This is a genomic window from Pseudomonas sp. FBF18 (assembly GCF_024261405.1).
Taxonomy (GTDB): Bacteria; Pseudomonadota; Gammaproteobacteria; order Pseudomonadales; family Pseudomonadaceae; genus Aquipseudomonas; species Aquipseudomonas palmensis.
Window position 1 is genome coordinate 46,886 of the sequence record NZ_QKRS01000013.1, and the last position, 10,922, is coordinate 57,807.

The 10,922-nt window shown below is 69.7% G+C and carries 11 protein-coding genes; 2 read left to right on the forward strand and 9 right to left on the reverse strand.

The features are described from left to right. Positions 1-198: 198 nt before the first annotated feature. The 8 genes from DN387_RS19055 to gspG form a co-directional block, all read right to left on the reverse strand. Complete coding sequence (locus DN387_RS19055) at positions 199-1,341, reverse strand: substrate-binding domain-containing protein (RefSeq protein ID WP_054916084.1); 1,143 nt, start codon at positions 1,339-1,341, stop codon at positions 199-201. A 335-nt stretch (positions 1,342-1,676) separates the two neighbouring features. Then, positions 1,677-2,882, reverse strand: a complete 1,206-nt coding sequence (gspF, locus tag DN387_RS19060; RefSeq protein WP_054916085.1) for a type II secretion system inner membrane protein GspF — start codon at positions 2,880-2,882, stop codon at positions 1,677-1,679. Continuing rightward, complete coding sequence (gspE, locus tag DN387_RS19065; RefSeq protein WP_043860340.1) at positions 2,882-4,300, reverse strand: type II secretion system ATPase GspE; 1,419 nt, start codon at positions 4,298-4,300, stop codon at positions 2,882-2,884. Before gspE ends, gspF begins: the two co-directional genes overlap by 1 nt. Then, on the reverse strand, positions 4,297-6,648 hold the full coding sequence (gene gspD / locus DN387_RS19070) for a type II secretion system secretin GspD (RefSeq protein WP_054916086.1): 2,352 nt from the start codon (positions 6,646-6,648) through the stop codon (positions 4,297-4,299). Before gspD ends, gspE begins: the two co-directional genes overlap by 4 nt. Beyond that, positions 6,645-7,163: a type II secretion system protein GspM gene (gene gspM / locus DN387_RS19075; RefSeq protein ID WP_054916087.1), complete on the reverse strand. Its 519-nt coding sequence runs from the start codon at positions 7,161-7,163 to the stop codon at positions 6,645-6,647. The genes gspD and gspM overlap by 4 nt, the downstream gene beginning before the upstream one ends. Beyond that, positions 7,153-8,100 carry a type II secretion system protein GspL gene (gene gspL / locus DN387_RS19080; RefSeq protein WP_054916088.1) on the reverse strand — a complete coding sequence of 316 codons (948 nt, stop codon included), beginning with the start codon at positions 8,098-8,100 and terminating at the stop codon, positions 7,153-7,155. Before gspL ends, gspM begins: the two co-directional genes overlap by 11 nt. Then, positions 8,097-9,056, reverse strand: a complete 960-nt coding sequence (gspK, locus tag DN387_RS19085) for a type II secretion system minor pseudopilin GspK (RefSeq protein WP_054916089.1) — start codon at positions 9,054-9,056, stop codon at positions 8,097-8,099. The genes gspL and gspK overlap by 4 nt, the downstream gene beginning before the upstream one ends. An 8-nt stretch (positions 9,057-9,064) precedes the next feature. Beyond that, complete coding sequence (gene gspG / locus DN387_RS19090; protein ID WP_054916090.1) at positions 9,065-9,508, reverse strand: type II secretion system major pseudopilin GspG; 444 nt, start codon at positions 9,506-9,508, stop codon at positions 9,065-9,067. 139 nt (positions 9,509-9,647) lie between these two features. Here gspG and gspI point away from each other — a divergent pair, with 139 nt between their 5' ends. Beyond that, entirely contained in the window at positions 9,648-10,031 is a 384-nt protein-coding gene (gene gspI, locus DN387_RS19095; protein WP_043860346.1) for a type II secretion system minor pseudopilin GspI, read from the forward strand. Here gspI and DN387_RS19100 read toward each other — a convergent pair. Continuing rightward, on the reverse strand, positions 10,018-10,449 hold the full coding sequence (locus DN387_RS19100; protein WP_054916091.1) for a type II secretion system protein N: 432 nt from the start codon (positions 10,447-10,449) through the stop codon (positions 10,018-10,020). The genes gspI and DN387_RS19100 overlap by 14 nt on opposite strands. 118 nt (positions 10,450-10,567) lie before the next feature. Here DN387_RS19100 and DN387_RS19105 point away from each other — a divergent pair. Beyond that, a partial coding sequence (locus tag DN387_RS19105) for a prepilin-type N-terminal cleavage/methylation domain-containing protein (protein WP_254506166.1) occupies positions 10,568-10,922 on the forward strand: 355 nt, incomplete at its 3' end.

Sequence of the window (10,922 nt, forward strand, 5' to 3'; positions counted from 1 at the left end):
AATCCTTTTCTGGTCCATCGCGGTAATGGGATGCCACACGCCGGTGCGGCCGGTGACCTATGACATAGGCGGTTGCACGGGCGGCAGACCGAACCTTTGTCACGCAAAGTTCATGTGATCGGTGGCGTTCTGAAACGCAAAAGCCGGTAACGGCGCGAGCCGTTACCGACGGGGTACAGCGACAGGCGTCGACGCGGCTTAGGCCGGGCGGCCCTGGGTGTTGCACACGCTGAGGTTGTTCACGCCCAGTGCGCCGGACTGGTTGGCGAACTGCAGGCGAACGGCGTTTTTCCAGGCTGAGCTCAACGGGATCAGCTTCTGCGCGATGATGGCCGCATCGTTGTTGGTGGTGGCGCCGTAATGACGGTTCAGGAAGGCGACGACGGCGGTGCCGTCTGCGGCGTCCTTGTAGCACTGACCGAAGATCAGGTTGGTGTAGGCAACGATGGAGTAGCCGGTGGCCGGGTTGGCCAGCACCGGGGCCCAGTTCTGCGGAATCGCGCGTGCGGCGGCGGTGGCCGGTGGCGCGGCGTTGGCCAGTGCAGTCTGCACGTTGCCGACGGTTGGCAGCAGGTTGTTGACGCGAGCGACCTTGGCGTTGTTGGTGGCATCCACGTCTTCAGGGCCTACATAGCCGATGGCGTCTTCGGTGCCGTACACCGAGGTCACGATATCGCCGCTCAGGGCAACACCCTGGAACGTGGCAGGCTCTGCACCGACCTGAGCGGTGGTGAAGGTGCTGCTGACGCCGAACTGGGTCGGGCACTGGCTGTTCAGGTGACGGGTGAAGATCTCGGAGGTGCCGCTGCTGCCGCTGCGGTAGAACACCTTGATGGCCTTGTTCGGGTAGCTGGCGTCGATCTGGTTCCAGTTGCTGATCGAACCCGAGAAGATCCCGCACAGCTGGGCGCTGGTCAGGTTCAGGTCGTTGACGGCAGTGCCGTTGGCCAGCTTGAGGTTGTACGGGATGGTGACCGAGGTGGCTGCCGACGGAACCTGGATCAGCGGGCCCCACTTGTTGGCGACGTCGTTGCCGGCGCTGTTGTGGTCCAGGTTGTAGGTGTTGATTTCCGCATCGGAAAGGATCGAGTCGCTGCCTGCGAAATCGACGGTCACACCGGCGGGCTTGTTGATATCGGCGGCACGGTTGAACAGGAAAGCCGACTTGCCTTTACCGCTGCCAACACCGGTGTAGGTGTCGAAACCGGCGCCCAGTACGCCTGGGGTGGTGTACAGGCCTTGTGGCAGGGTGGCACCGCCACCGACAACCGCTGCCATCGATTGAGCCGAAGCCAGTGCGGCAACAGCCAGCGAGGCTGCGATCATAGTGCGCTTAAACATGAAGAAGCTCCTTTCGTCGTGTTCGTACGTTGAGGTGAGTCGCGCTTGCATGTCACGGTGGCGTGGCGCAGCGCCTTGATCCAGAGGGCTTGCTGGCCGATCCACGAGGCTTAGGTTGGCAGTGCGCGGTGACAGTCAGAGGAAAAAACATCGGGAGCTTGGCGGGTAATTTCTCGGGTGTTTCGGGTGGCCTCATCGCGGGTCAAGCCGCTCCCACACAGGTCAGTGTGGGAGCGGGCTTGACCCGCGATGGCTTCACCACCGATGGGGCGGCCCCTCGAGGTCCCGGATTCCCCGGCAACCCACTCGGGTGTTGCCCACCCCCCCAAAAAAAATCACTGCACCAGCTGGTTGATCTCGATGATCGGCAGCAGCACCGCCATCACGATCAGCAGCACCACCGCACCCATCACCACGATCATCAGCGGCTCCAGCAATGCGGTCATGCCCATCGCTCGGCGCTCGATGTCCTTGGCCAGGCTCTGCGCCGCGCGGTCGAGCATCGGCGGCAGGTTGCCGGTCTTCTCGCCGCTGGCGATCAGGTGGATCAGCAAGGGCGGGAACACCTTCTCCACCGCCAGCGCCGACGCCAGCCCCACGCCTTCGCGCACCCGCGCCGTGGCCTCGCTCACGCACTGGTCGAGGCGGTCGTTGGCCAGGGTCTGGCGCGCCGCCTCCAGGGCCCGCAGCAACGGCACCCCGGCACTGCCCAGAATCGCCAGGGTCGAGGCGAAGCGTGCGGTGTTCAGGCCCAGCACGAAGCGCCCCAGCAACGGCAGGCGCAGCACCCGGCTGTGCCAGGCCAGGCGTGCCGACGCGCCGCGCAGGTACACACGCCAGCCCCATGCCCCGGCCACCAGCACGATGAAACACAGCCAGCCCCAGGCCCGGATGAAGTCGCTGGCGTTAAGCATCGCCAGGGTCAGCCCCGGCAGGTCCTGGCGCGCCTGGGTGAAGGCGCTGACCACCTGCGGCACCACGTAGCTGAGCAGAAAGATCACGATGCCGATCGACACCAGCCCGACCACGCCGGGGTAGATGAACGCGGTGAGGATCTTGCCGCGCAGGGTGTTGCGGTCTTCGATGTAGTCGGCCAGGCGCTCCATCACCTGGGCCAGGTCGCCGGACTCCTCCCCCGCCGCGATCAGTGCGCGGTAGATCTCGGGAAAGTCCCGCGGGCGCGCCGCCAGTGCGTCGGCCAGGCGCATGCCGCTGCGCACGTCGCCGCGCACCGCGCCCAGCACCTGGGCGATGTGCTTGCGTTCGGCCTGCTCCAGGGTCGCGCTCAGGGCGCCCTCCAGCGGCAGCCCGGCGGCCAGCAGGCTGGCCAGCTGGCGCGTGGTCCAGGCCAGGTCCGCATCCGACAGCTTGCTGGCGAACAACCCGCCGCCGGCACTGGCGGCAGGCTCCGGCTCGACCTGCAAGGCGCTCAGGCCCAGCCCGCGCAATTGCCCGATCACCGCCGCCGGGCTGTCGGCCTCCAGCTGGCCACGGCTGATGCGCCCCTGGGCATCGGCGGCTTCATAACGGTATCGGCTCATCAGGCGTCCCGGGTCACACGCAGGATTTCTTCCACGGCGGTACTGCCGCTGTCGACCCAGCGCTGGCCGTCCTCGCGCATGCTCAGCATGCCGGCCTGGCGCGCTGCGGCGCGCAGGGCCTGTTCGTCGGCGCCCTGGTGGATCAGGCCGCGAATCGGGTCATCGATGCAGAACAGCTCGTGGATCCCGGTACGCCCGCTGTAGCCGGTGTGGTTGCAGCTGGCGCAGCCATGGGGGCGAAACTGGCCGGGGGCGTTCGGGTCGGGCTGACGGCAGTGCGGGCACAGCCGCCGTACCAGGCGCTGGGCCAGCACGCCGAGCAGCGCCGAGGCCAGCAGAAAGGGTTCCACGCCCATGTCGAGCAGGCGGTTGACCGCCGACACGGCGTCGTTGGTGTGCAGCGTGGCCAGCACCAGGTGCCCGGTGAGCGAGGCCTGCACCGCGATCTGCGCAGTCTCCAGGTCGCGGATCTCGCCGATCATGATGATGTCCGGGTCCTGGCGCAGGATCGCGCGCAGGGCCACCGCAAAGGTCATGTCGATGCGCGCATTCACCTGGATCTGGCTGATGCCCGGCAGGTCGTATTCCACCGGGTCCTCGACGGTGAGGATGTTGCTGACGCTGGCATCGAGCCGCGCCAGCGCCGCGTACAGGCTGGTGGTCTTGCCGCTGCCGGTGGGCCCGGTGACCAGCACGATGCCGTGGGGCTGGCGAATCAGCACGTCCAGGCGGGCCAGCAGCGCCGGGGCCATGCCCAGGGTTTCCAGTTGCAGACGCCCGGCCTGCTTGTCCAGCAGGCGCATCACCACCCGCTCGCCATGCCCGGTGGGCACGGTGGACACACGGATATCGATGGGCCGGCCAGCCACGCGCAGGGCGATGCGCCCGTCCTGGGGCAGGCGCTTTTCGGCGATGTCCAGCTGCGCCATGATCTTGATCCGCGACACCAGCGCCGCGTGCAGCGCCTTGCGCGGCGAGACCACGTCGCGCAGGGTGCCGTCGACCCGGTAGCGCACCACCGAGTGGGTCTCGAAGGGTTCGATGTGGATGTCGCTGGCCTCGTCGCCGGCAGCCTGGGTCAGCAGCGCGTTGATCATGCGGATCACCGGCGCGCCGTCCTGGGTGTCGAGCAGGTCGGTGATCTCGGGCATGTCCTGCATCAGGCGGTCGAGGTCGACGTCGTTCTCGGCCGCGCCGACCGCCGCTGCGGCGCCGCCGTTGTCGCTGTAGGCGCTGGTCAGCAGGCGGTCGAGCTCGTCTTCGCTGACCTGCTCGGCGGCCTGCTCGCCGAACTGGCGGCGCACCTCGCCCAACGCCCAGGCCGGGGTCGAGGGGCACAGGCGCAGCGGCGCGGCGTGCTCGCCGGCCAGCAGCACCACGCGCTGGGCCTTGGCCCAGGCGTACGGCAGGCGGCTCACCGGGCAACCCCGACTTCATCCAGCGGCACGGCGCGGATCGCCGCACGCGGGGTGCCGATGGCCGCGCCCGCGCGCGGTACGCCCTGCTCGGCGCTGGGCAGCAGCGGCATCTGCGCGTCCGGCAGTGCCCAGGAATGGGCCGGCTTGAGCCCGCCCTGGGCACGGCGGATGAAATCGTAGCGGTTGAGGGTGATGCTGCGCCCCACCTCGGCATCGCGAATGATGTAGGGGCGCAGGAACACCATCAGGTTGGTCTTGCTGGTGGCGCGGCGCTCGTTGCGAAACAGCACGCCCACCCCCGGCAGGCTGGAAAGAAACGGAATGCCGTCGTTGGCCTGGGTGTAGCCGTCCTGCAGCAGGCCGCCGAGCACCATGATCTGGCCGTCGTCGAGCAGGATGCTGGTGTCGATGGCACGCTTGTTGGTGACCGTGCCGGCGGCACTGGAGGCGCGTTCGTCGACGCTGCTGACCTCCTGGTAGATGTCGAGCTTGACCGTGCCGCCTTCGGAGATCTGCGGCCGCACGTTGAGCTTGAGCCCCACCTCTTCGCGCTGGATGGTCTGGAACGGGTTGTTGCTGGTGCCGCCGCCATCGGTGACGTACTGGCCGCTGACAAAGGGGATGGTCTGGCCGACGAAGATGCTCGCCGCCTCGTTGTCCAGGGTCAGCAGGTTGGGCGTGGACAGCACGTTGCTGCCGCCCTTGCTGGTCAGGGCGCGGGCCAGCACCTTGAGGTCGAGCACCTCGCCGATGCCGGGGATGTTCACCGTGCCGTCCACCACGCCCACGCTCAGGCCGGGGGGCAGCGCGTCGATGCTGTTCCTGGCACCGCGATTGAACCCGGCACCGCCCAGGTTGGCGCCGCCGAACACGCCGTTCTTGCCCAGGTTGCCGGCCTGCCACTGGATGCCGAATTCGTTGGCGTCGTCTTCGCTGACCTCGACGATCAGGCTTTCGATCACCACCTGGGCGCGGCGCTGGTCGAGCAGGTCGATCACCTCGCGCAGGTTGCGGTACAGCGGGTCGGGTGCCGAAATCAGCAGGGTGTTGGTGGTGGCGTCGGCCTGGATGGTCACCCCGCCGGCGGAAAACGCGGTGTTCTGCTCGCTGCCCTGCGAACCGTTGCCATAGGCGTTGCCGGCCTGGCCGAGGCTGGCCCCGTAGGTGGCGGCTGGCGGGGTGGCGCTGGTGGTCTGCGCGGTGTTCGCCGCCGCGCCGCTGCCGTTCTGCTTGCCTGCCAGCAGGCCACCGCCGCTGAGCCTGGCGCGGGCGTCGTCACCGCTGCTACTGTCGCTCTCGCCGGTGAGCAGCCCGCGCAGGGCCTGGGCCAGCTTGCCGGCCTGGGCGTTGCGCAGGTACACCACGTGCAGGTTGCTGGGATTGTTCTGTGCGTTGTCGAGCTTGTAGATCAGGTCGCGGGCCAGTTGCGTGCGCTCGGGGCTGCCGGCGCGGATCACCACGCTGTTGGAGCGTGGGTCGCCGATCACGCTGATCTTCTGGGTGGGGTCGTTGCCCTGGGTTTCGAGCAGCTCCGAGACCATGGCCGCGATGTCGCTGGCGATGCCGTTCTGGATCGCCACCACGTCGGTGTCGATGGCGCTGGGGATGTCGATGCTGTCGAGCAGCCGGGCCACACGCTCGAGGTTCTCGGCATAGTCGGTGACCACCACGGTGTTGTTGCCGGGGTAGGCGTTGATCGGGTTGTTGGGCGACACGATGGGGCGCAGCACCGGGATCACGTTGACCGCGTTCTCGTATTGCAGGCGGAAGGTGCGGGTGAGCATGCCGGTGCTGGCATCCTTGCTGTTGATCGGCCCGCCCAGCAGCTTGGCGTCGGCCTCGGGCACCACCTGGCTGACGCCACCCACGTCGACCACGCTGAAGCCCTGCATGCGCAGGGCCGCCAGCAGCATGGCATAGGCACGTGTGGCCGGCACCTCGCCTTCGGACACCAGGGTCAGCTGGCCCTTGACCCGCGGGTCGACCAGAAACTGGCGCCCGGTGGCCCGCGACAGTGCGCGCACCACGGCCTGGATGTCGGCGTCGACGAAGTTCAGCTGCACCGGCTGGTCGCCCAGCGGGTTGCCCGGTGCAGCACTGGCGCTGCCATCGCTGTGGGGCCTGGCGCGGTGGGCGGGGGCACGCGGGGTCGGGCGCTGTGGCTCGACCCGCGCCTGCAGGCCGTGGCGTTCCAGGCTGGTCGGCCCGGGCTGCACGTTGGCCAGCGGTCGGCCCAGCTCGCTGCTGGCCAGTGGCTGCGCAGGCTGCTGGCTGCAACCGGCCAGGGCCAGTGCCAGCACCAGGGGAGCCAGGCCGGCCAGTCGGCGCGGCAGTTGGGTGCACATCATGACGATTCCTTAGCGCCTTGCGCCTGGTCCAAGCGAACGATTCCGGAGAACGACGCCGTGGCCGAGGGGTCGGCCAGCGGGTCGCGTTGCAGGCGGCTGTGCACCACCGTCAGGCCCAGTTGTGCGGGGGCCTGCAGCAGCCAGGCGGTGGCGGCCTCGGCGGGGGCCTGGGCAAGATCGAGCTGCCAGCCGCCCTCCACCGCCTGAAGCTGGTAATGGCCGCTCAGCCCGGCGTGCTCCAGGCTCTGGCGCAGGGCCGGCGCCTGTTGCGCGGCGCCCGGCAGTGAGGGGGCGTGGGCGAGCAGGCCGTCGAGGGTCTGCGCCTGGCTGCGCAGCCTGGGCGTTTCGGCCTCCCAGTGGGCGATGCGCGCCAGTGCCGGCTGCACCAGCACCAGCCACCACAGCGTGGTGCCCAGCAGCAGTGCGGTCAGGGCCACGGCGCGGCGCTCGCGCGCACTCAGGCCGTGCCACCAGGGGCGCAGGCGGCGCAGGGGGTGCCGTGCCTTATTCAACATTGGCCACCTCCTCGCCCGTGGCGGTCGCCGGGCGCAGGGTCCAGCCGTGGTCGCTGCTGCTGGCCTCGATGCCCTGTGCCGCCAGCCGTGTTTGCCAGGCATTGTCAGCCGGGGGCCGCGCGGCGCCGGGCAGTGGCTGCAGGTCGAGCACGCCGTCGTGGTAGGTCAGTTGCTCGACTGCGCCGGCCAGAAACGGCATGGCGCTGCCGGCGGCCTGCAGCAGGTGGTTGAAGGGTGCGACCGCGCCATTGTCGCCGGCGGCGAGCTGCTGGCGTACCTGTTGCAGCGGGTTGAGGATCACCTGCAACTGCGGGTAGGCAGCGCGTACCTGCTGGTGCATGTGCTGGCGCAGTTGCTGGCCGGTGTCGGCCAGCCGCGCGGCGTAGAGGTTCAGGCCCAGGGTCCAGATCATGGCGGCGCTGGCGCACAGGGCGAGTGCCCGTGGCCAGCCGTGCTGTGCGGCGGCAGGGGCGCGCAGGCCGCTGTGCAGGCTCGCCACCGGGCATGCGCCGGCCCTTGCCGGGGTCGGGTACAGGCCCCTGGGTTTGAGGCCGGCATTCGACAGCCACTGCGCCAGGCTCTGCAATGCCGCCTGCCCCAGCCATGCCACCGCCACCTTCCCGTCCGCTGCCCGTGGCCCGTGGGCGATATGCACGGCGCGCACATCGCCCAGTATCAGGCCCTGCGCCGCGCACTGCACCGCCGCCCCCAGGCGCGCCGCCGGCAACGGCGGCAGTACCAGCTCGGTGCACAGGCTGTCGTCCGGGTGCAGCCACGCCAGCACCTCGCGGCCGCGCGCCAGGCTCTTGAGCTGCGCCTGCGCCGCCTCGCCCTCGGCCTCGGTCCGGCCCTGGCGGTCCAGTTGCCGATAGCCGACCCGCGCCCCGCCCTCAAGCGCCGCGAGCCGCGGCAATGCCATGTGCAGTTGTGCCTTCATGCGCCCACCCGTGCCCAGACAACCTGTGCCAGGGGCGCCTGCCCGCGCAGCAGCAGCGCCTCCAGGCGCACCTCGCGCGAGCCGCTGCGGGCCACGCCGTGCAGGCGAAACCAGTCGCTGGTAATGCCCACCGGCACGCTTTCGAGCACCACGTGGGGCATCTGCAGGCGGTTGACGAAATCCCCGCGGTTGACGAACCAGCGCCCGCCGTCGCGCTCGGCGATCAGCTGGCGCGCCTTGTCTACGCTCAAGCCCGGCACCTGCGCCGCCAGCACCTCGGCCGACGCGGTGTTGCCATTGATCCAGGTGTTGGCCGGCAGCACTGTGGCCACTCGGCGCAGGCGCGCCAGCCCTTCGGCATCCAGCCCCGGCACGGCCAGCTGGTCGAGGCTGCGCAGCATCGGCCGGCGTGCCGGCACCGGGCGCGAAGCGGCACCCGGCGAGGTTGCGCGACCACTGTCGAAGCCGTGCACCGCCTCGGCCACGGGCGCCTGCCGGCGCGGGTAGCCGTCGACCACCCGCGCCGCGATCGCCTGCGCCACCGGCGCGGCCAGGCCGATCAGTGCACACAGGCGCTCGAAGGTGGCCAGGGCCTGCGCGTCGGGTTGCTCCTCGACCACCAGGTTGCGCAGGTTGAACTTGCCCTGCTCGTCTTCCAGCCGGCCCTGAAACACCGCGCCGTGCTCGCCCACCGGCAGGCCGGCGATGGGGCGCGCCCAGCCCTGGTCGAGGCGTACCAGCGGGTCGACGCGGCGCTGCTCGGCCAGTACCTCACGGCTCCAGGCCAGGCCCGCCTGCAGCACGCCCTGCCCCTGGGCACGCTGCTGCAGGCTTTCCAGCTCACGGGTGAATACGCTCTGGCGGCTGATCATGCCCGCTGCGATCACCGCCACCACGGCGGCTATCAGCAAGGCACTGATGATCGCCATTCCGCGTTGCTGCGCGGACGGTCTCATCACGGCGCCTACAGCTGCCAGGAGCCGATATCGGCGTTCACGCCGTCGCCGTCAGGCTCGCCATCGGCGCCCAGCGAGAACACGTCGATCTCGCCGTTGGCACCGGGGTTGAGGTAGTGGTAGGGGCGGCCCCAGGGGTCGTTGGGCAGGCGCTCCAGGTAGGCGCGCCAGGTGCCGGGCTTGGCCGAGGCGGGTTTTTCCACCAGTACCTTGAGGCCCTGGGCGGCGCTGGGGTAGCTGCCGTTGTCCAGGCGGTAGAGCTTGAGCGCCTGCATCAGCCCGGCGATGTCCTGGCGGGCGGCGGTGGCACGCGCCTGGTCGGGGCGGTCGAGCACCTTGGGCACCACCATCGCTGCCAGGATCCCGAGGATGACCACCACCACCATGATCTCGATCAGGGTGAAGCCGCGTTGGCGACGGGGGGCAGAACGGCGTGGGCAGGTAAGCGACATCTCGGCATTCCTTGGCGGGATTCGGGGGCCGATTGTGGCAAGGGCATATGTCAGTGGTATTGAAAATCCTCGGGAGTTCCGGTCGCCAATCGGTCAGACAGACCCCCTAGGATGCAGCTTTGCCCACACCGAGATGCCCATGCGCAGACGCCGCCCGCAACAGGCCGGTTTTACCCTGATCGAAGTGCTGGTGGCGCTGGCCATCGTGGCCGTGGCGATGGCCGCTGCAGTGCGCGCGGCCGGGCTGATGACCCAGGGCAATGGCCTGCTGCGCGACAAGTCGCTGGCCCTGCTCTCGGCCCAGGCGCGCCTTGCCGAACTGCGCCTGGAAGGCCAGGCAACCCCGGGCCTGCGCCGCTTGGAGTGCGACCAGGGGCGCCTGCGCCTGCGCTGCGAGCAGCAGGTCGACAGCCGCCCCGGTGGGCTGCTGCAGGTGCGCCTGGAGGTGTTCGAGCGTGACCGTGAAGGCCCGCCGCTGGCGCGCCTGGAGAGCTGGCTGGGCCAGGCGCCTAGGGGCGAATGAGGCGCGGCAGCGCGGGGCCTTCGGGCAGTCGCGCGATGCCGATGCGGCTGCGCTCCCCGGCGCGCTCGATCACCAGCGCATCGGCTTCTATGGCCACCAGTTGCACCCCCTGCGCCAGTTGCTCGCCCACCCGCACGGCCTGTGGCGCGCCGCCGTTGAGCGAGACGATGGCCACCGCACCGGCACTGCCGGCCAGCAGCCCGCTGAGGCTGATGTCGACCTGCGCCGGCAGGTTGGCGAACCACAGCCCGGCGGGGGCCGGGGGGGCCGATAGGGTCTGCTCCATGGCAGCCGGCACCGGTTGGGGGGTGGGCGTCCAGAGCAACGTGCCCCAGGTCGCGAGCCCGGCCAGCGCCGCGAGCAGCGCCGCGCCCTGGACCAGTTGCGGGGCAGCCACGGGTTTGAATGCTAGTGCCATGGGGAACGGTCTCCGTGTGGTTCCTGGCCCGAGCATACGCGCCGATTCTCACGCTTTTGTTTCACACGACGATCATCTTCGCCGTGCACGCTGTCACCAGCCAAGGAGGCATCGCCCCATGCAACGCAGCCATCCACAACAGGGCTTTACCCTGATCGAACTGATGGTGGTGCTGGTGATCGTCGGCATCGCCAGCGCCGCCATCAGCCTGAACATCCGCCCCGACCCGGCCAGGGCCTTGCGCGAAGACGCCGAGCGCCTGGCGCAATTGCTGCTGGTGGCCCAGAGCGAGGTGCAGGCCGATGGCCGCGCCCTGCTCTGGCAGGCCGACCGCGACGGCTACCGTTTTGTGCGGGCCGGCGCGGCGCTGGACAGCGACCCGCTGCTGCGCCCGCGCCCCTGGCAGGCCGCGCCGGTGACGGTGCAGCGCACCCCGCAGCGGGCCGTGCGCATCGACCCGGAATGGATCGGCG

Excerpts from the sequence above, each read along its gene's own strand:
- gspI (WP_043860346.1), top strand. The coding sequence starts at position 9,648 with ATGCGCAGACGCCGCCCGCAACAGGCCGGTTTTACCCTGATCGAAGTG.
- gspF (WP_054916085.1), bottom strand. The coding sequence starts at position 2,882 with ATGAGCCGATACCGTTATGAAGCCGCCGATGCCCAGGGGCGCATCAGC.
- gspM (WP_054916087.1), bottom strand. The coding sequence starts at position 7,163 with ATGTTGAATAAGGCACGGCACCCCCTGCGCCGCCTGCGCCCCTGGTGG.
- DN387_RS19055 (WP_054916084.1), bottom strand. The coding sequence starts at position 1,341 with ATGTTTAAGCGCACTATGATCGCAGCCTCGCTGGCTGTTGCCGCACTG.
- gspG (WP_054916090.1), bottom strand. The coding sequence starts at position 9,508 with ATGTCGCTTACCTGCCCACGCCGTTCTGCCCCCCGTCGCCAACGCGGC.
- gspD (WP_054916086.1), bottom strand. The coding sequence starts at position 6,648 with ATGATGTGCACCCAACTGCCGCGCCGACTGGCCGGCCTGGCTCCCCTG.
- gspK (WP_054916089.1), bottom strand. The coding sequence starts at position 9,056 with ATGAGACCGTCCGCGCAGCAACGCGGAATGGCGATCATCAGTGCCTTG.
- gspL (WP_054916088.1), bottom strand. The coding sequence starts at position 8,100 with ATGAAGGCACAACTGCACATGGCATTGCCGCGGCTCGCGGCGCTTGAG.
- DN387_RS19100 (WP_054916091.1), bottom strand. The coding sequence starts at position 10,449 with ATGGCACTAGCATTCAAACCCGTGGCTGCCCCGCAACTGGTCCAGGGC.